The sequence below is a fragment of the Mesorhizobium sp. 8 genome (assembly GCF_006351905.1).
GTDB lineage: Bacteria > Pseudomonadota > Alphaproteobacteria > Rhizobiales > Rhizobiaceae > Mesorhizobium > Mesorhizobium composti.
This window is the reverse complement of sequence record NZ_CP040914.1, coordinates 2,858,004-2,877,078: the sequence shown is the minus strand read 5'-3', so window position 1 is coordinate 2,877,078 and position 19,075 is coordinate 2,858,004. Positions and strand designations below refer to the sequence as shown.

The 19,075-nt window shown below is 65.4% G+C and carries 21 protein-coding genes; 17 read left to right on the top strand and 4 right to left on the bottom strand.

The genetic code is table 11. From position 1 onward, the window contains the following. Positions 1 to 68 precede the first annotated feature (68 nt). The 11 genes from FGU64_RS14030 to lpdA all read left to right on the top strand — a co-directional run bounded on the left by FGU64_RS14030 (position 69) and on the right by lpdA (position 12,612). Positions 69 to 608, top strand: coding sequence for an AprI/Inh family metalloprotease inhibitor (locus FGU64_RS14030; protein ID WP_136357674.1), 540 nt, complete (start codon positions 69 to 71; stop codon positions 606 to 608). A gap of 24 nt (positions 609 to 632) precedes the next feature. Continuing rightward, complete coding sequence (gene zapE / locus FGU64_RS14025) at positions 633 to 1,838, top strand: cell division protein ZapE (RefSeq protein WP_139953774.1); 1,206 nt, start codon at positions 633 to 635, stop codon at positions 1,836 to 1,838. 270 nt (positions 1,839 to 2,108) lie between these two features. Continuing rightward, positions 2,109 to 3,077, top strand: coding sequence for a malate dehydrogenase (gene mdh, locus FGU64_RS14020; protein WP_139953773.1), 969 nt, complete (start codon positions 2,109 to 2,111; stop codon positions 3,075 to 3,077). A gap of 14 nt (positions 3,078 to 3,091) precedes the next feature. Then, entirely contained in the window at positions 3,092 to 4,285 is a 1,194-nt protein-coding gene (gene sucC, locus FGU64_RS14015) for an ADP-forming succinate--CoA ligase subunit beta (protein ID WP_139953772.1), read from the top strand. Positions 4,286 to 4,324: 39 nt separating this feature from the next. Next, positions 4,325 to 4,813, top strand: coding sequence for a DUF1579 family protein (locus tag FGU64_RS14010; protein WP_139953771.1), 489 nt, complete (start codon positions 4,325 to 4,327; stop codon positions 4,811 to 4,813). 15 nt (positions 4,814 to 4,828) lie between these two features. Beyond that, the gene (gene sucD, locus FGU64_RS14005) at positions 4,829 to 5,731 is read left to right on the top strand and encodes a succinate--CoA ligase subunit alpha (protein WP_139953770.1); all 903 of its coding nucleotides are present in this window, start codon (positions 4,829 to 4,831) and stop codon (positions 5,729 to 5,731) included. 115 nt (positions 5,732 to 5,846) lie between these two features. Beyond that, entirely contained in the window at positions 5,847 to 8,846 is a 3,000-nt protein-coding gene (locus tag FGU64_RS14000) for a 2-oxoglutarate dehydrogenase E1 component (protein ID WP_136357688.1), read from the top strand. 40 nt (positions 8,847 to 8,886) lie between these two features. Further along, positions 8,887 to 10,179 carry a 2-oxoglutarate dehydrogenase complex dihydrolipoyllysine-residue succinyltransferase gene (gene odhB / locus FGU64_RS13995; RefSeq protein ID WP_139953769.1) on the top strand — a complete coding sequence of 431 codons (1,293 nt, stop codon included), beginning with the start codon at positions 8,887 to 8,889 and terminating at the stop codon, positions 10,177 to 10,179. Between the two features lie 37 nt (positions 10,180 to 10,216). Continuing rightward, positions 10,217 to 10,618 (top strand): MAPEG family protein, encoded by a 402-nt coding sequence (locus FGU64_RS13990; protein ID WP_139953768.1) that lies wholly within the window; start codon positions 10,217 to 10,219, stop codon positions 10,616 to 10,618. Between the two features lie 35 nt (positions 10,619 to 10,653). Beyond that, positions 10,654 to 11,127, top strand: a complete 474-nt coding sequence (locus FGU64_RS13985; protein ID WP_139953767.1) for a hypothetical protein — start codon at positions 10,654 to 10,656, stop codon at positions 11,125 to 11,127. 81 nt (positions 11,128 to 11,208) lie between these two features. Then, entirely contained in the window at positions 11,209 to 12,612 is a 1,404-nt protein-coding gene (gene lpdA / locus FGU64_RS13980; protein ID WP_139953766.1) for a dihydrolipoyl dehydrogenase, read from the top strand. Positions 12,613 to 12,683: 71 nt separating this feature from the next. Here the strand turns inward: lpdA and FGU64_RS13975 are convergent, their stop codons facing one another. From FGU64_RS13975 to FGU64_RS13970, 3 genes are all read right to left on the bottom strand, one after another. Then, entirely contained in the window at positions 12,684 to 13,112 is a 429-nt protein-coding gene (locus FGU64_RS13975; RefSeq protein WP_139953765.1) for a hypothetical protein, read from the bottom strand. A gap of 129 nt (positions 13,113 to 13,241) precedes the next feature. After that, entirely contained in the window at positions 13,242 to 13,367 is a 126-nt protein-coding gene (locus FGU64_RS23750) for a hypothetical protein (RefSeq protein ID WP_281405277.1), read from the bottom strand. 76 nt (positions 13,368 to 13,443) lie between these two features. Continuing rightward, complete coding sequence (locus tag FGU64_RS13970; protein ID WP_139953764.1) at positions 13,444 to 14,382, bottom strand: tyrosine recombinase XerC; 939 nt, start codon at positions 14,380 to 14,382, stop codon at positions 13,444 to 13,446. Positions 14,383 to 14,449: 67 nt separating this feature from the next. Between FGU64_RS13970 and rimM the strand changes: the two genes are divergently transcribed. From rimM to trmD, 4 genes are read left to right on the top strand one after another with little or no spacing between them, the layout of a single operon-like run. Beyond that, positions 14,450 to 15,070 (top strand): ribosome maturation factor RimM, encoded by a 621-nt coding sequence (rimM, locus tag FGU64_RS13965; protein WP_139953763.1) that lies wholly within the window; start codon positions 14,450 to 14,452, stop codon positions 15,068 to 15,070. A 38-nt stretch (positions 15,071 to 15,108) separates the two neighbouring features. Further along, entirely contained in the window at positions 15,109 to 15,297 is a 189-nt protein-coding gene (locus tag FGU64_RS13960; RefSeq protein WP_139953762.1) for a type II toxin-antitoxin system HicA family toxin, read from the top strand. Between the two features lies 1 nt (position 15,298). After that, positions 15,299 to 15,715, top strand: a complete 417-nt coding sequence (locus tag FGU64_RS13955) for a type II toxin-antitoxin system HicB family antitoxin (RefSeq protein ID WP_139953761.1) — start codon at positions 15,299 to 15,301, stop codon at positions 15,713 to 15,715. 10 nt (positions 15,716 to 15,725) lie between these two features. Beyond that, positions 15,726 to 16,427: a tRNA (guanosine(37)-N1)-methyltransferase TrmD gene (gene trmD / locus FGU64_RS13950; protein WP_139955388.1), complete on the top strand. Its 702-nt coding sequence runs from the start codon at positions 15,726 to 15,728 to the stop codon at positions 16,425 to 16,427. Here trmD and FGU64_RS13945 read toward each other — a convergent pair. Continuing rightward, on the bottom strand, positions 16,420 to 17,169 hold the full coding sequence (locus tag FGU64_RS13945) for a sulfite exporter TauE/SafE family protein (protein ID WP_139953760.1): 750 nt from the start codon (positions 17,167 to 17,169) through the stop codon (positions 16,420 to 16,422). The two genes, trmD and FGU64_RS13945, sit on opposite strands and share 8 nt — an antisense overlap. Positions 17,170 to 17,510: 341 nt before the next feature. Here FGU64_RS13945 and rplS point away from each other — a divergent pair, with 341 nt between their 5' ends. Both rplS and FGU64_RS13935 read left to right on the top strand, forming a co-directional pair. After that, positions 17,511 to 18,035 (top strand): 50S ribosomal protein L19, encoded by a 525-nt coding sequence (rplS, locus tag FGU64_RS13940; protein ID WP_139953759.1) that lies wholly within the window; start codon positions 17,511 to 17,513, stop codon positions 18,033 to 18,035. Between the two features lie 197 nt (positions 18,036 to 18,232). After that, positions 18,233 to 19,033 (top strand): transporter substrate-binding domain-containing protein, encoded by an 801-nt coding sequence (locus FGU64_RS13935; RefSeq protein WP_139953758.1) that lies wholly within the window; start codon positions 18,233 to 18,235, stop codon positions 19,031 to 19,033. Positions 19,034 to 19,075: the final 42 nt, after the last annotated feature.

Genomic DNA, 19,075 nt, shown 5'->3' with positions numbered 1-19,075 from the left:
TGCCACGGTCACCATTTTGGTGACGGGAAGGCTTCGTTCTAGGCGCGATGCCCCGCAGAGGTGTGCACATGAATTTTGCAAGAACCGGCCTGGTGGCCGCATCCCTGGCCGTGCTTCTGGCAAGCGGTTGCTCGAGCACGCGCTTTTCCTCCATGGATTCGACCCAGCCGGCGCCGCTCGAGGCCGCTCCGGCCGGCACCGTGTCTTCCAGCCAGCTGCCGCCGCCGGCGCAGCCGGGGACGAACGACCCGTCGCAGTTCCCGCAGGCGCCGCAGAACACCCAGGTCGCCTCCCTGCCGCCCGACGGTTCAGCGCCGGCAGGTGCCGCCGACCTGACGCCGTCCAGCGTCGCCGGCGTATGGACCGTCAATGTCGGCGGCCAGACCTGCAAGGTGGCGACGCCGCAGACCAAGTTCGGCGCCGGTTACCGGGCCGGGCCGCTGCGCTGCCCCGCTCCCGTCGATGGCGTGAAGTCGTGGAACGTCGGCGGCAAGCAGCTCACCCTTTACGACCAGAACGGCGGCACGCTGGCGCGGCTCTATTCCTCGGGCGGTGAGAAGTTCAACGGCCAGACGTCGAACGGCCTGCCGATCTCGCTCTCCCGATAGGCCGACGTTTCCAGCGACCGAACCATGCACCTGCGCGACGGCCTCCAGACCCACGCGACCGTCCGCCAGCGCTACGACCACCTGGTCGACAACGGCACGCTGCAGCGCGACGGCGCGCAGGAGGCGGTCGCCGACCGCCTCGACCGGCTGATCGGCGAGATCGCCGACAAGCGCATCGCCCGCAAGTCGAGCGCGCTAGGCTGGCTGTTCGCCTCGAAGCGCCAGACCAGGGAGCCGGTGAAGGGTCTCTACATCCACGGCGGCGTCGGGCGCGGCAAGACGATGCTGATGGATTTCTTCTTTGAGCTCGTGCCGGTGCGGCGCAAGCGCCGCGTCCACTTCAACGACTTCATGGCCGATGTGCACGACCGCATCCAGAAGCACCGGCAGGCGCGCAGGGAAGGCACGGTCAAGGAGGACGATCCGATTCCGCCAGTGGCGCGGACGCTCGCCGAGGAAGCGTGGGTGCTGTGCTTCGACGAATTCACGGTCACCGACATCGCCGACGCGATGGTGCTGTCGCGCCTGTTCTCGGCGCTGTTTTCCAATGGCGTGGTGCTGGTGGCGACGTCCAACGTCGCGCCGCGCGATCTCTATCGCGACGGATTGAACCGACAGCTTTTCCTGCCGTTCATCGCCATTCTCGAACGCAACGCCGAGGTGCTGGCGCTCGATTCCGACAAGGACTACCGGCAGGATAAGATGAACCGCATGCCGGTCTACCTGATGCCGGCCGATGCCGATGCCGATCGCCAGATGGACGAGGCCTGGACGGAGATCACCGGCGGCAAGGCGGTGGAGACCACAGTCACGGTCAAGGGACGCAAGGTGACGGTGCCGCATGCGGCCGGCCGCGCCGCGCGCTTTTCCTTCGCCGAGCTTTGCGACGCACCGCTCGGGGCGCGCGACTACCTGGCGCTGGCCGAGCATTTCGATACGCTTTTCATCGACCATGTCCCGGTGCTCGACCAGACCCGGCGCAACCCGGCCAAGCGCTTCATCCTGCTTGTCGACACGCTCTACGATACGAAAAAGCGGGTGGTGATGAGCGCCGAGGCCGCGCCGGACAAGCTCTATGCCGGGCGTACGGGCACCACAGAGGCCTTCGAGTTCGATCGCACCGCCTCGCGCCTGATCGAGATGCAGAGCAAGGACTGGCTGGAGGAATGGGCCGCGCGGCATGCACGCGAGGCCGCGCCACCCCGCCAGGATGTCGCGTCGGGCGGCTGACACCGGCCCGCCATCACAAGCGTGTCATCGACGAACGGCTATCTTCTGAAACCTGGAGCTTGGGTGTAAGACTCCTCGAAAGGTGCAAAAAACTTTGACGTTTACGTAAGTCAAAATTAGTATAACCGATTGAAATTGCTGGGGCGAAAATAACCGTTGAGTATTTTTGCCGATGGCAGTAATGGGTGCGGCGAATTCGCGCGGGTTCCCGCACAGTTCCGCTCTTCTCGACGCCGTTCCGGCGCCACAGCTAAAGGAAACAATCCTGACATGGCACGCAACAAGATAGCGCTCATCGGCTCGGGCATGATCGGCGGCACGCTCGCTCATCTGATCGGTCTCAAGGAACTTGGCGACGTGGTGCTGTTCGACATCGCGGAGGGTATCCCGCAGGGCAAGGGCCTCGACCTCGCCGAGTCCTCGCCGGTTGAAGGTTTCGACGCGCGGCTGACTGGCGTCAACGATTATGCCGGCATCGAGGGCGCGGACGTCTGCATCGTCACCGCCGGTGTGCCGCGCAAGCCCGGCATGAGCCGCGATGACCTGCTGGGCATCAACCTCAAGGTAATGGAGCAGGTGGGCGCCGGCATCAGGAAGTATGCGCCGAAGGCCTTCGTCATCTGCATCACCAATCCGCTCGACGCCATGGTGTGGGCGCTGCAGAAGTTCTCCGGCCTGCCGAAGACGCATGTAGTCGGCATGGCCGGTGTGCTAGACTCGGCACGCTTCCGCTATTTCCTCGCCGAGGAGTTCAAGGTGTCGGTCGAGGACGTGTCGGCGATGACGCTGGGTGGCCACGGCGACGACATGGTGCCGATGGTGCGCTATTCGACGGTGGCCGGCGTGCCGCTGCCCGACCTCATCAAGATGGGCTGGACCTCGCAGGAGCGACTTGACGCCATCGTCGAGCGCACCCGCAAGGGCGGCGGCGAGATCGTCGCGCTGCTCAAGACCGGCTCTGCCTATTACGCGCCGGCGTCCTCGGCGGTGGCCATGGCCGAGAGCTACCTGAAGGACAAGAAGCGGGTGCTGCCCTGCGCGGCGCATCTCAACGGCCAATACGGCGTCAAGGACACCTATGTCGGCGTGCCGGTGGTGATCGGTGCCGGCGGCGTCGAGCGCATCCTCGAACTGGATTTCTCGAAGGCCGAGCAGAAGATGTTCGACAAGTCGGTCGCCGCCGTGCAGGGTCTGACCGAGGCCTGCGTCGGCATCGCGCCGCAACTGGCCAAGAAGTAAGCGGAGCGGGCGCCATGAACATCCATGAATACCAGGCGAAGCAGGTTCTGAAGGGTTTCGGGGCGCCGGTGGCCGAAGGCGTGCCGGTGTTCAAGGCAGGCGAGGCGGAAGCCGCCGCCAGGAAGCTGCCCGGCCCGCTCTATGTGGTGAAGAGCCAGATCCATGCCGGCGGCCGCGGCAAGGGCAAGTTCAAGGAACTCGGCCCGGACGCCAAGGGCGGCGTCAGGCTGTCGAAGTCGGTCGCCGAGGTGATCGCCAACGTCAACGAGATGCTCGGCAACACGCTGGTGACCAAGCAGACCGGCCCGGCCGGCAAGCAGGTCAACCGCCTCTATATCGAGGACGGCGCCGACATCGACCGTGAGCTTTACCTGTCGATCCTGGTCGACCGCACGGTCGGCCGCGTCGCCTTCGTCGTTTCCACCGAAGGCGGAATGGACATCGAGACGGTGGCGCACGACACGCCGGAGAAGATCGTCACGCTGGCGATCGATCCGGACAAGGGCGTCACCGATGCCGACGTTGAGAAGCTCAACGCCGCGCTGAAGCTGACGGGCGGTGCGGCCGATGACGGCGCGCTTTTGTTCCCGGTGCTCTACAAGGCCTTTGTCGAGAAGGACATGAGCCTGCTCGAGGTCAATCCGCTGATCGTCATGAAGAACGGCCGGTTGCGCGTGCTCGATGCCAAGGTGTCGTTCGACAACAACGCTCTCTTCCGCCATCCCGACGTCGTCGACCTGCGCGACACGACCGAGGAAGACGAGAAGGAGATCGAGGCGTCGAAGTACGACCTCGCCTATGTGGCGCTGGACGGCAACATCGGCTGCATGGTCAACGGCGCCGGCCTCGCCATGGCGACGATGGACATCATCAAGCTCTACGGCGCCGAGCCGGCGAACTTCCTCGATGTCGGCGGCGGCGCTTCGAAGGAGAAGGTCACGGCGGCGTTCAAGATCATCACCGCCGATCCGGCCGTGAAGGGCATCCTGGTCAACATCTTCGGCGGCATCATGAAGTGCGACGTCATCGCCGAGGGCGTGGTTGCGGCGGTCAAGGAAGTCGGCCTGAAGGTGCCGCTTGTGGTGCGGCTGGAAGGCACGAATGCCGAGCTCGGCAAGCAGATCCTGCGCGACAGCAAGCTGAATGTTCAACCTGCCGACGATCTCGACGACGCCGCCAAGAAGATCGTCGCGGCCGTCGGCAAGTAAAGGTTGGGCCGGCCTCCCCGGCCCGGCCAAGGTGTGACCATGAGTGCCGCCCCCTCCCTTACCCCAGACCACCGGCGCCTGCAGGCGCTGGTCGGCGCTTGGCGCGGCGAGGAGGAAATGTCGGCGACGCAATGGGCGCCGGCCGGCCGGGCCTCGGCGGAAGTCGAGGCGGCGGCCGAATTCGGCGGCCTGTTCGTCACCCAGCGCTACCGGCAGACGCGCGACGGTCGCGAGAGCTTCGCTTCGCACAACGTCTTCGGTTTCGACCAGGCTGACGGGCTGACCAAGATGTTCGCCTTCGATTCGATGGGCTTCTTCCCGGCCGGTCCGGCCAGCGGCTCATGGGAGGGCGACCGGCTTGTGCTGGAGCGCCTGTCGCCGCGCGGAGCGGCTCGCGTCACCTACATGATCGATGGTCCAGACGGTTACCGCACTCACCTGGAATTCAAACCCGCCGGTTCCGAAAACTGGCAAGACATGGCGAAGGGCGCGTTCCGGCGCGTTTCGCCGTCCCAAACAACCCTCTGAGCAAGAAGGTCCGGCATGTCCATTCTCATCGACAAGAACACCAAGATCTTGGTCCAGGGCCTGACCGGCAAGACCGGTACCTTCCACACCGAGCAGGCGCTGGCCTATCACGGCACCAAGATGGTCGGCGGCATCCACCCGAAGAAGGGCGGCGAGACCTGGGAAGGCTCGAAGGGCGAAAAGCTGCCGATCTTCGCCAACGTGGCCGAAGGCAAGGAAAAGACCGGCGCCACGGCGTCCGTCGTCTACGTGCCGCCGGCGGGCGCGGCTGCGGCCATCATCGAGGCGATCGAGGCCGAAATCCCGCTGATCGTGTGCATCACCGAGGGCATCCCGGTGCTCGACATGGTCAAGGTCAAGGCGAAGCTCGACAAGTCGAAGTCGCGCCTCATCGGGCCGAATTGCCCCGGCATCGTCACGCCCGACCAGTGCAAGATCGGCATCATGCCCGGCAACATCTTCAGGCAAGGTTCCGTCGGCGTTGTTTCGCGCTCGGGAACACTTACCTATGAGGCTGTGTTCCAGACCACCAATGCCGGCCTCGGCCAGACCACCGCCGTCGGCATCGGCGGCGATCCGGTGAAAGGCACCGAATTCATCGACATGCTCGAAATGTTCCTGGCCGACGACGAGACCAAGTCCATCATCATGATCGGCGAGATCGGCGGCTCTGCCGAGGAAGACGCGGCACAGTTCCTCAAGGATGAGGCCAAGCGCGGCCGCAGGAAGCCGATGGCCGGCTTCATCGCCGGGCGCACGGCGCCTCCCGGCCGCACGATGGGTCATGCCGGCGCCGTCATTTCCGGCGGCAAGGGCGGCGCCGAAGACAAGATCGCGGCGATGGAATCGGCCGGTATCAAGGTTTCGCCCTCGCCGGCGCGGCTCGGCACGACGCTGGTGGAAGCGATTAAAGGTTAAGGGAGTATGGGAATAGGGCTGTAGGGGAACAGGGATCGCCAACATACTGCCCTACTCCCTTATTCACCTATTCCCTTCCTACCAAGGAGATGGAGCGGAAACTCCGAGGCGTACAATGGCACGACAAGATCAAACCAACGACCAGTTCTCCCTTACTTCTTTCCTCTATGGCGGCAACGCCGACTACATCGAGGCGCTGCATGCCGCCTATGAGGACGATCCCGCTTCGGTCGATCCCGAGTGGCAGGATTTCTTCGCCGCGTTGAAGGACAATGCCGACGACGTTCGCAAGAACGCACGCGGTGCCTCGTGGTCGCGGCCGAGCTGGCCGCTGGCCGCCAACGGCGAGCTGGTTTCGGCGCTCGACGGCAACTGGGGCCTCGTCGAGAAGGTCATCGAGAAGAAGGTCCGCGAAAAGGCCGCCAACGGCGCCGCTGCGACCGGCAAGGCGATCTCGGAAGCCGACGTTCACCAGCAGACGCGCGATTCGGTGCGCGCCATCATGATGATCCGCGCCTTCCGCATGCGCGGCCACCTGCACGCCAATCTCGATCCGCTCGGCATCGCCGGACAGCTCGAGGACTACAACGAGCTGTCGCCCGAGAACTACGGCTTCACCGAAGCCGACTACGACCGGCCGATCTTCCTCGACAACGTGCTCGGGCTGGAATTCGGTACCGTCCGGCAGATGCTGGAAATCCTCACCCGCACCTATTGCTCGACGCTGGGCGTCGAGTTCATGCACATTTCCGATCCGGAAGAAAAGGCCTGGATCCAGTCGCGCATCGAGGGCGCCGACAAGGAGATCTCCTTCACCGCCGAGGGCAAGAAGGCGATCCTGTCGAAGCTCATCGAGGCCGAGGGCTTCGAGCAGTTCATCGACGTCAAGTACAAGGGCACCAAGCGCTTCGGCCTCGACGGCGGCGAATCGCTGATCCCGGCGCTGGAACAGATCGTCAAGCGCGGCGGCCAGCTCGGCATGAGCGACATCGTGCTCGGCATGGCCCATCGCGGCCGCCTCAACGTGCTCTCCCAGGTGATGGCCAAGCCGCACCGCGCCATCTTCCACGAGTTCAAGGGTGGCTCCTACGCGCCCGACGACGTGGAGGGTTCGGGCGACGTCAAATACCACCTCGGCGCCTCGTCGGATCGCGAGTTCGACGGCAACAAGGTGCATCTGTCGCTGACGGCCAACCCTTCGCACCTGGAAATCGTCGACCCGGTGGTGATGGGCAAGGCGCGCGCCAAGCAGGACCAGCTGTTCGGGCGCGGCCGCGAGGAGATCGTGCCGCTGGAGGATCGCGCCAAGGTGCTGCCGCTGCTGCTGCATGGCGACGCCGCCTTCGCTGGCCAGGGTGTGATCGCCGAGATCCTCGGCCTGTCGGGCCTGCGCGGCCATCGCGTCGCCGGCACGCTGCATTTCATCATCAACAACCAGATCGGTTTCACCACCAATCCGCGCTTCTCGCGGTCTTCGCCCTATCCGTCGGACGTCGCCAAGATGATCGAGGCGCCGATCTTCCACGTCAACGGCGACGATCCCGAAGCGGTCGTCCACGCCGCCAAGGTGGCGATCGAGTTCCGCATGAAGTTCCACAAGCCGGTGGTGGTGGACATGTTCTGCTACCGCCGCTTCGGCCACAACGAGGGCGACGAACCGGCCTTCACGCAGCCGATCATGTATCGCTCGATCCGCGGCCACAAGACGACGGTGCAGCTCTATGCCGACAAGCTGATCGCCGAGGGTCTCATCAGCCAGGACGAGGTCGACAAGATGAAGGCCGACTGGCGCGCGCATCTCGAATCCGAGTTCGAGGTCGGCCAGCAGTACAAGCCGAACAAGGCCGACTGGCTCGACGGCGCGTGGTCGGGCCTGCGCACGGCCGACAGCCAGGACGAACTGCGCCGCGGCAAGACCGCCGTGCCGTTGAAGGTGCTGAAGGAGGTCGGCAAGAAGCTTACCGACGTGCCGAAGGATTTCGAGGTTCACAAGACGATCCAGCGCTTCCTCGACAATCGCCGCCACGCCATCGAGACGGGCGAGGGTATCGACTGGGCGACCGCCGAATCGCTCGCCTTCGGCTCTATCCTGCTCGACGGCAACCCGATCCGGCTTTCCGGCCAGGACAGCGAGCGCGGCACCTTCTCGCAGCGCCACTCCGTGCTCTACGACCAGCGCGACGAGACCCGCTACATCCCGCTGAACAACCTTTCGGCGGCACAGGCCGGCTACGAGGTGATCAACTCGATGCTGTCGGAAGAAGCCGTGCTCGGTTTCGAATACGGCTATTCGCTGGCAGCACCCAAGGCATTGACCTTGTGGGAAGCGCAGTTCGGCGACTTCGCCAACGGCGCGCAGGTGGTGTTCGACCAGTTCATCTCGTCGGGCGAGCGCAAGTGGCTGCGCATGTCGGGCCTCGTCTGCCTGTTGCCGCATGGCTACGAAGGGCAAGGCCCTGAGCATTCGTCGGCGCGTCTGGAACGCTTCCTGCAGCTCTGCGCGGAAGACAACATGCAGGTCGCCTACTGCACGACGCCGGCCAACTATTTCCACATCCTGCGCCGGCAGCTGAAGCGCGACTTCCGCAAGCCGCTCATCCTGATGACGCCGAAGTCGCTGCTGCGCCACAAGCGGGCGGTGTCGACGCTGTCGGAAATGGCGGGCGAATCGACCTTCCACCGGCTGTTGTGGGACGATGCGCAGTATCTCGGCGATCAGCCGATCAAGCTGGTGAAGGATTCCAAGATCCGTCGCGTCGTGCTGTGCTCGGGCAAGGTCTATTACGACCTCTACGAGGAGCGCGAGAAGCGTGGCATCGACGACATTTACCTCCTGCGCGTCGAACAGCTCTACCCGTTCCCGGCGAAGGCGCTGATCACCGAACTGTCGCGCTTCCGCAATGCAGAGATGGTGTGGTGCCAGGAGGAGCCGAAGAACATGGGCGCCTGGTCGTTCATCGACCCATACCTGGAATGGGTGCTCGCCCATATCGACGCCAAGCATCAGCGGGTGCGCTACACCGGCCGCCCGGCGGCGGCCTCGCCGGCGACCGGGCTGATGTCGAAGCACCTCGCCCAGCTCGCCGCCCTGCTCGAAGACGCGCTCGGCGGCTGAGCCGCCGGCGCAGACAGACCTCCAACAACGGAAACGATCCATGGCCACCGAAATCAAAGTTCCGACCCTCGGCGAATCCGTGACGGAGGCGACCGTCGGCAAGTGGTTCAAGAAGGCCGGCGACGCCGTCGCCGCCGACGAGCCGCTGGTCGAACTGGAAACCGACAAGGTGACCATCGAAGTGCCGGCGCCGGCCGCCGGCACGCTGGACGAGATCGTTGTCAAGGAAGGCGAGACGGTCAATGTCGGCGCCCTGCTCGGTTCGATCTCGGCCGGCGGCGTTGCCGCCAAGCCTGCCGCCCAGCCGACGCCGAAGCAGGAAGCGGCGGTGGCACAGGCGTCGGCGCCTACCGCCGCTGCGAGCACGAAGGAAGCAGCCGCCCAGCAGGCCGGAACCGCAGGCGAGGGGCCGATCGAGCAGCGCAGCATGCCGCCGGCGCCGTCGGCCGCGAAGCTGCTCGCAGAGCAGAACCTTTCGGCCGACCAGGTGTCCGGTTCCGGCAAGCGCGGCCAGGTGCTGAAGGGCGACGTGCTGGACGCCATCGCCCGCGGCGCGCCCTCGCAGCCGGCCGAGCCGCCGCGCGAGCCCGCCGCTCCGGCTGCCGCGCGTGCGCCGTCGTCTCCTGACGATGCCCCGCGCGAAGAGCGCGTGCGCATGACCAAGCTGCGCCAGACCATCGCGCGCCGCCTGAAGGAAGCGCAATCGACGGCCGCCATGCTCACCACCTTCAACGAGGTGGACATGAAGGCGGTGATGGACCTGCGCTCGAAATACAAGGACGTGTTCGAGAAGAAGCACGGCGTCAAGCTCGGCTTCATGGGCTTCTTCACCAAGGCGGTGACCCATGCGCTGAAGGAAATCCCGGCGGTCAACGCCGAGATCGACGGCACCGACATCATCTACAAGAACTTCGCCCATATCGGCGTGGCGGTCGGCACCGACAAGGGCCTCGTCGTGCCGGTTGTGCGCAACGCGGACGCCATGGGAATAGCCGATATCGAGAAGGAGATCGGCCGCCTCGGCATCGCCGCGCGCGACGGCAAGCTCTCGGTGGCGGACATGCAGGGCGGTACCTTCACCATCTCCAACGGCGGCGTCTACGGCTCGCTGATGTCGACGCCGATCCTGAATGCGCCGCAGTCCGGCATTCTCGGCATGCACAAGATCCAGGAGCGGCCGGTGGTGGTCGGCGGCCAGATCGTCGTCCGTCCGATGATGTACCTAGCGCTCAGCTACGACCACCGCATCGTCGACGGCAAGGAAGCCGTCACCTTCCTGGTGCGGGTCAAGGAAAGCCTGGAGGATCCGGAGCGGCTGGTTCTGGATCTGTAGCCGACCGGCACGGGCCGCGTTCGCCAAGGAGGCCGTCATGGAAGCCGCAGCAGCATCGACCGAGATCGTCGTGCTCGGATGGAGCGTCGTGCTCTTGCTCGTGCAGATCATTTTGCAGGCCATCTCGACCTACGATCTCGGCCCTTATCTGCTGGGGCCGCGCGACGACAACCGCCAGTCCGGCAACGTCTGGGCCGGCCGGCTGAAGCGGGCGCTGGAAAACCTGCTGGAAACCTACCCGGCCTTCGTCGCGCTGGCGCTGGCGCTCGCCGTCACCGGCAAGACCGGCGGCATCGCCGCGACCGGCGCCTGGATCTGGCTGATCGCGCGTATCGTCTACGTACCGCTCTATGCCTTCGGCGTGCCGGCGGTGCGAACCCTTGCGTGGTGCGTATCGGTGGTCGGCCTCGTGATGATGCTGTTCCGGCTGATGGCCTGACCATGCCGGACTCCCTGGTCCGACGATCGGCCGGCATGCTCGTGGGTTGCGCGGCCATCCTTGCCGCGGCGTCCGCTTTCGCGGCCTGTCCGGTCGAGCTTGCCGTCTACGGCGACCGCGACGACGCGGCCGGCATCGACTTCCGTCCGGCCATCGATCTCGCCGCCGTGACCAACACCTTCCGCATGAACCTCGACAACGGCACCATGCTGGACGGAATAGTCATGTGGAGCGAAGGAACGGAGCGGCCCTACGGCACGCTCACCTACAGATGCCCGGACGGTGACGTTACCGGCGCCGAACTGGAAGCCTGCACCGTCTGGCAGGGCGTCATCTATGCGGTGGACGATGCCGGCGCGATCGACCTGCTGCCGAAAACGGGCGATGCGCCGAAGGCGTTGATCTTTCCGGACCTCGGCCCGTCGCTCAGGCTTTCGACGGCCTATGGCGAGAGCGGCTTCACGAAAGTGCCGTGGGACGTTTTCGCGCTGAAGGGTTGCCAGGAATGAACCGTCCGGCGGTGGCATTGCCGGACTGAAGATCGTATTGAGGGACCGGCCCGCGGGCCGCATCGGACAGGGATTTGCGAAATGGCATATGATGTTGTGGTGATCGGCTCCGGCCCCGGCGGCTATGTTTGCGCCATCAAGGCGGCGCAGTTGGGGCTCAAGGTGGCCGTGGTGGAGAAGCGCGAGACGTTCGGCGGCACCTGCCTCAACATCGGCTGCATCCCTTCCAAGGCGCTGCTGCACGCTTCCGAGATGTTTTCCGAGGCAGGCCATTCCTTCGACACGCTGGGCGTCGAGGTGCAGCCGAAGCTGAACCTGAAGAAGATGATGGCGCACAAGGACACGACGGTCTCGGCCAACGTCAATGGCGTCGCCTTCCTGTTCAAGAAGAACAAGATCGACGCCTTCCGCGGCACCGGCAAGGTGCTTGGCGCCGGCAAGGTTTCCGTCACCGGCGAGGACGGCAAGAGCCAGGAGATCGAGGCGAAGAACATCGTCATCGCCACCGGCTCCGAGGTCGCCGGCATTCCCGGCGTCAAGGTCGATATCGACGAGAAGGTGATCGTCTCCTCGACCGGTGCGCTGTCGCTGGCCAAGGTGCCGGGAAAGCTGATCGTTGTCGGCGGCGGCGTCATCGGGCTGGAGCTTGGCTCGGTCTGGGCGCGGCTCGGCGCCAAGGTCACGGTGGTGGAATTCCTCGACTCGATCCTCGGCGGCATGGACGGTGAGGTGGCGAAGCAGTTCCAGCGCCTGCTTTCCAAGCAGGGTTTCGAGTTCAAGCTGGGATCGAAGGTGACGGCCGTCGCCAAGGGCAAGAAGGGCGCCTCCGTCACCTTCGAACCGGTGAAGGGCGGTGCGGCCGAAACCATCGAGGCCGACGTGGTACTGGTCGCCACCGGCCGGCGCGCCTATGCCGACAATCTCGGCCTCAAGGAGGCAGGCGTCGAGGTGGATGAGCGTGGCCGTGTAAAGACGGACGGACACTTGCAGACCAACGTACCGGGTATCTGGGCGATCGGCGACGTGATCGCCGGGCCGATGCTGGCGCACAAGGCCGAAGACGAAGGCGTGGCGGTGGCCGAGCGCATCGCCGGCCAGGCCGGCCACGTGAACTACGACGTCATCCCGAGCGTCGTCTACACCAGCCCGGAAGTGGCGTCTGTCGGCAAGACCGAGGAGGAGCTGAAGAAGGCCGGCGTCGACTACAAGGCCGGCAAGTTCCCCTTCACCGCCAACGGCCGCGCGCGCGCCATGCTGCATACGGACGGCTTCGTGAAGATCCTGGCAGACAAGAAGACCGACAAGGTGCTCGGCGTCCACATCCTGGGCTTCGGCGCGGGCGAAATGATCCACGAGGCGGCGGTGTTGATGGAGTTCGGCGGTTCGTCGGAAGATCTGGCGCGTACCTGCCACGCGCATCCAACCATGTCGGAAGCGGTGAAGGAGGCGGCGCTCGCCACCTTCTTCAAGCCGATCCACATCTGAGCCATCTCGCCTGAATTAAAGAGCGCGGCCCGCCAATGGCGGGCCGTTTCGTTTGCGGATTCTGTACCGGCTTACTGTGCCGGAGCCGGTGTCGTCGAGTTGTTGGCGGGCGGTGTCGCCGGGGCTGGTTCGGTCGTGCCGCCGTTTGCCGGCGGATTGGCCGGAGCCGTCGAATTGTCGGCCGGCGGCGTTGCTGGAGCCGGTGCCGGCTCGGCCGGCTTCATGGTGCCGCCATCCGAGGGTGCGGGCTGGGCCGGCGCAGTCTCGCTCGCGGCCGGCGGCTCTCCCGGCGCCGGCGCTTCGGCACTGCGGCCGAACAGGAAGTAAGCGACGACGGCGAGGATGACGACCACCAGGACGATCAGCCAGGTGCCGCCGCTGCCGCTCGGCTGGTTGACGACCCTGTTGTCGATGACCGGGTCGGTATCGCGCGGTGGGGTGGGGTTGAGCGGGTCGGTCAGGCGCGGATCGTTGGGATCCAGATTGCCGGGATTGGCCATGTCGTCCTCCGTGAAACCTGGTTCGGCAGCAACCAAACGCGCGAAAGGCGATTGGGTTTCACAAGACCGTGAAAGAGGAGCGGACGACGCGGCCGGACGGAGTGGCCAGGTCTGGTGGGATAGGCTGTGCTAAATCCTGCCCAGGGCGACGAGGAGGCCGGCCAGAAACGCCAGGAATGCCAGCCCATTGAGCGCGACCAGCAGCTTGAACGCTGGGAGCGAGGCGCGGTCGGCGAGGGCGACGAGCGGTTTCATGCCGTCCTGTCTAAGGACAAAAGACAGCGAAACGGTTAACGCCGCCCGACAACTTGTCGATCAGGCATGGCGGCATTCAGGCGCGTGGATGCGCCGCCTCGTAGATATCGAGCAGGCGGGCGGTGTCGACGCCGGTGTAGATCTGCGTCGTCGACAGACTGGCGTGGCCGAGCAGTTCCTGGATGGTCCTGAGGTCGCCGCCACGGCCGAGCAGGTGCGTGGCGAAGGAATGGCGCAGCGCATGCGGGGTGGCGGTGTCCGGCAGATTCAGTGCCGAACGCAGCCTGGCCATTTCACGCTGGACGATGGCCGGGTTGAGCGATCCGCCGCGCGCACCGCGAAACAGCGGACCTTCCATGTCGAGATGGTAAGGGCAAAGCCGGCGATACTCCGCCACCGCCGCGAAGGCGACGGGCAGCACCGGCACCAGCCGCGTCTTGCCGCCCTTGCCGGTGATGCGCAGCACGGTCTCGCGCGACGAGGCAAGATCGGCGCCGGTGAGGCCGAGCGCCTCGGAAATGCGCAGGCCGCAGCCGTAGAGCAGTGTCAGCACGGCGGCGTTGCGGGCGGCGATCCAGGGTTCCTCCGCCAGTTGCTCATCGGCCGAAACGACGCGCCGGGCATCGCCCGCCGTCAGCGGCTTGGGCAGCGATTTCGGCTGTTTCGGCGCGCGCAGCGCCGCAGCCCCCGCCGCATTGGCAAGGCCGCGCCGTTCCAGGAAACGCAGGAAGGAGCGCACGCCGGCCAGCCCGCGCCCCAGCGTGCGCGGACCGGCGCCGGTGTTGCGGCGGGAAGCGAGGAAGCCGCGCAGATCCGCCGGCCTGAGGTCGGCAATGTCCTTGAGGCCGGGCGCACCGCCGCAATGGCCGGTCAGGAATTGCAGGAACTGGCGACTGTCGCGCTCATAGGCCTCGACGGTGAGCGCCGACAGGCGCCGCTCGCCGGCCAGTGCCTTCAGCCAGCTTTCGCGCGCGGCCTGAAGGTCGGGCCTGGCCGGGATGAGGAATTCCTGCATTGGCAGTTTGCATCCGATTGAATAAGGCAATGCTGAACGATCGAAGTTAGCGAGCGGTGAAGCTCCAATGCCCAAGCTGAAAAATCCTATCCAGATGGCCGTGGTCGGCGCCGCGCACGGCATCAAGGGCGAGGTGCGGGTGAAGACCTTCACCGGCGATCCGCTCGCGCTGGGCGACTATGGGCCGCTTTACGCGAAGGACGGCCGCGCCTTCGAGATGCTGGATATCCGTCCCGCCGGCACGGTCGTCGTGGTGCGCTTCAAGGGCGTCACCGACCGCAGCGCCGCCGAAGCGCTCACCGGAACGGAACTGTTCGTCGATCGCTCGGCGCTGCCGGATGACGACGACGAAGACGATTTTTACCAGGCCGACCTGATCGGCCTCGACGTGCGCGACGATAAGGGTGCTGCCATCGGCAAGGTCGTCGCGGTGCAGAACTTCGGCGGCGGCGATATCCTCGACCTGACGCTGGGCCACGCCAAAGGCGTGCTGATTCCGTTCTCCAAAGCCGCTGTGCCGGAAGTCTCCGTCGCCGGCGGCTATATCCGCGTCGATCCGGTGGCGGCGGGGCTGGTGGAAGACGAGGACGGTGACGGCGAACCGGATATGGAAACGGCGCCCGACCGCACGGGCTTCGACGCCAAACGCCGGCCGCGCGGCCCGAAGGGCGCGGGAGGCAACCGGTGAAGTCTTGCAAAATTTTTCTGTGTGTATAGATACACATCATGCGTAGCCGTGACGTCATCAGGCGACTTGAGGCTGACGGATGGCGGGAGGTGGCGCGCAAGGGAAGTCATGCGCAGTTCAAGCATCCGACCAAGGCGGGGCGGGTTACGGTTCCCGATCCGCGACGGGATATTCCCATCGGCACCTTGCGCAGCATCGAGAAGCAATCGGGTGTGAAGCTGGTCTGACATGGCAAATTACATCGGTCTCATCCACAAGGACATCGACAGCGACTACGGTGTCTCCTTTCCTGATTTTCCGGGATGCGTTTCAGCGGGTCCGACGCTCGACGATGCCCGTGCCGGCGCGGAGGAGGCATTGGCATTGCACATCGAGGGTATGATCGAGGACGGGGATTCTATCCCCGAGCCGTCCTCCCTTGAGGCCGTCATGGCCGACCCCGACAACCGTGACGGCGTCGCCATACTGGTAAAGGTGCCCGATGCGGACCAGCGTTCCATCCGCGTCAACGTGACCTTTCCCGAGGATGTGTTGAGGCAGATCGATCTGTTTGCACAAGACACGGGCTACACGCGGTCCGGCTTCCTTGCTCGCGCTGCAAAGCACGAGATCGAGCGTGAGACGCGGCGCAAGACACGCGCCTGACAATGGACAACTGATGTTCCGCGCCACCGTCCTTACCCTTTATCCGGAGATGTTTCCCGGTGCGCTCGGCCTGTCGCTGGCCGGCCGGGCGCTGGAGGCGGGTACCTGGATGCTGGAGGCGGTGCAGATCCGCGACTTCGCCACCGACCGCCACCGCACCGTCGACGATACGCCGGCCGGCGGCGGCGCCGGCATGGTGATGCGCGCCGACGTCCTGGCACGCGCCATCGACCATGCCTCGCCGGAGGGCGATCCGCGGCCGCGGCTGCTGATGAGCCCGCGCGGAAAACCGCTGACGCAGGAGCGGGTGCGCGAACTTGCCGCCGGGCCGGGCGCGGTCATCCTGTGCGGGCGCTTCGAGGGCGTCGACCAGCGCGTCATCGAAGCGCGCGGATTGGAGGAAGTCTCGATCGGCGACTTCATCCTGTCGGGCGGCGAGCCGGCGGCCTTGGTGCTGCTCGACGCGGTGGTGCGGCTTTTGCCCGGCGTCATGGGCAACGAGGCGTCGGGCGAGGAGGAGAGCTTCGAGAACGGCCTGCTCGAACATCCGCACTATACGCGGCCGCAGGAGTGGGAAGGCCGGTCGATCCCCGAGGTGCTGACCTCGGGAAACCACAAGAAGATCGCCGCATGGCGGCGCGCCGAGGCGGAGAGATTGACCGCCGAGCGGCGGCCGGACCTGCTCGCCGACCCGCCGAAGCGGGCTACTTGACGAAGTAATAGACCGCCAGCAGCAGGCCGACGGCGATCACCACCCAGCGCATGATGCTCTGCGGCACGCGCTTGGCCACCCACACGCCGCTCCAGCCGCCGAGCGCCACGCCGGGGATCATGACAATGGCCTGCGGCCACGCTACCACGCCGCCTGAGACGAAGACGACGATGGCGACTGCGGCGATCACCACGGCCAGCATGTTCTTCAGGGCGTTGAGGCGGTGATAGTCGCCGGCCTGCGACAGGCCGAGCGAGGCCAGCATCATCACGCCCATTCCGGCGCCGAAGAAGCCGCCGTAGATGGCGGTGACGAACTGCATCGCCGTGCCGAAGAACGAGCCGACCGAGGCTTCCTGTCCAGGCTTCGGCTTCGGCTTGAGATAGGGACCGGCGGCGAACAAGGCGGTGGCGGCCAGCAGCAGCCACGGCACCAGCGTGCGGAACTGCGGATTGTCGAGCTGAAGCAGGATCCATGAGCCCAGCAGCGCGCCGGCGATGGAGGCGAGCGACAGCGCGATCGCGCCACGCCAGAAGGTCTTGAAATCCTCCCAGTAGGCGAGCGTCGAGGTGATGTAGCCGGGAAACTGCGTGATCGACGATGTCGCGTTGGCGACCACCGGCGGGACGCCGATCAGCGTCAGCGCGCCGAAGGACAGAAACGTGCCGCCGCCGGCCACCGCATTGATCATGCCGGTGAACACGCCGGCGACGAAGAGAAGAACAATGGTGAGAATATCCAAGGCGCGTCGATCCCCGATTGAGGCCAAGGCATTAGGAAGGAGCGCCCGACCGCACAAGCCACATTGCGGCCTACTTACCGGTCCAGTGACAGGCCTTGCAACCCGGCGGCTGCGGTCCGCGCCGCAAATCGCAGGCCGAAATTCGCTTTGGTGCGTGACAAGCGCGAAAATTCCCTGTATGTGCCCGCCCGAACCGGTGAAACTGCCGGGCCCGTCAACAAGGACGGTGCAATCGCCCCTGCCGAGATCGATCCGATCGAGGCATAGCCGAGCGGTCTTATGAACTGCGAGGCGAGCGCGGGCGCTCTGACTGTCGGAAGAACAAGAAGTGGATTTTTGAGATGGATCTCATCCGTCAGCTCGAGGCCGAGCAGGCCGCCAAGATCGAAGCCAAGCGCAAGCTGCCCGAATTCCAGCCCGGCGACACCGTTCGCGTCAGCGTGCGCGTCACGGAAGGTTCGCGCACCCGCGTGCAGGCCTATGAGGGCGTCGTCATCGCCCGTTCCGGCGCAGGCCTCAACGAGAACTTCACGGTGCGCAAGATTTCCTACGGCGAGGGCGTGGAGCGTGTCTTCCCGGTCTATTCGCCGATGGTCGAGGGCGTCGAGGTCGTGCGCCGCGGCAAGGTGCGCCGCGCCAAGCTCTATTACCTGCGCGACCGCCGCGGCAAGTCGGCCCGCATTTCCGAGAACACCGGCGTGCGCGCCCGCAAGCTGAACGACGAGGAGCGCGAGGCGCTGGCCGCCGAGAAGGCCCGCATCGAGGCCGAGAAGGTCGCCGCTGCGCAGGCTCTGGCTGCCGAGAAGGCCGCGCAGGACGCCGCCGAGGCTAAGGCCGCGGAAGAAGCCGCGAAGGCTGCCGAGTAAGCTTCACGCTGGTATCTGTTGCGAAAGGCGGCTTCGGCCGCCTTTTTCATTGCCGTTTTCGAGATTTGCCTGGAAACGCATTTTATCGTGGCTGCGCGGTGCGCATCGTAGCCGCTTGCAAGGTTGCGGCGGACGGTTAAAGTCTCGGCGATTTCGCGGTTCCGCATTTGCGGGCGCACCAAGCTCGGGGAAGGCACATGACAAAATCGAAGCTCTATCTGGCGGCACTGTTCGCCTGCCTTGTCGCGCCGATGGCGGCGCTCGCCGCCGATGCGTTGCCAGACCTCCAGGGCCGCAAGGTGGTGGTGGTGACGGAGAATGCCTATCCGCCGCTGCAATTCGTCGATCCCAAGAGCGGCAAGCAGATCGGCTGGGAATACGACGCGATGAATGAGATCGCCAAGCGGCTCAACTTCGCCGTGGAGTACCAGAACACCTCATGGGACGCGATGATCCAGGCGGTGTCGGACAAGCAGTACGACATCGGCATGACCGGCATCACCATCAACGACGAGCGCAAGGCCAAGGTCGATTTCTCCGACCCTTATATGCGCAACGAGCAGTATATGCTGGTGCGCGGCGACGAGACCCGCTTCACCGACGCCAAGAGCTTCGCCGCTTTCAAGGACGGGCTGATCGGCGCCCAGCCCGGCACCTCGCCCTTCTATACCGCCGTCTACTCGGTCCTCGACGGCAACGAGCAGAACCCGCGCATCAAGCTGTTCGAGACGTTCGGTGCCACCGTGCAGGCGCTCAAGGTGGGCGACGTCGACGTGGTGCTGACCGACTCCACCGCCGGCAAGGGCTATGTCGCGGCCTCCGACGGCAAGCTGAAGCTGATCGGCGGCCCGCTCGGCACCGAGGATTTCGGCTTCATCTTCGCCAAGGGGTCCGATCTCGTGGTGCCGGTCAACGCGGCGATCGCGGCGCTCAAGGCAGACGGCACCATCGAGGCGCTGAACAAGAAGTGGTTCCTCGACTACAAGATGGGCGAGTAGACGTTCATCTTGGCGTGCGACCCGTTCCATAGGCCCGGCGGC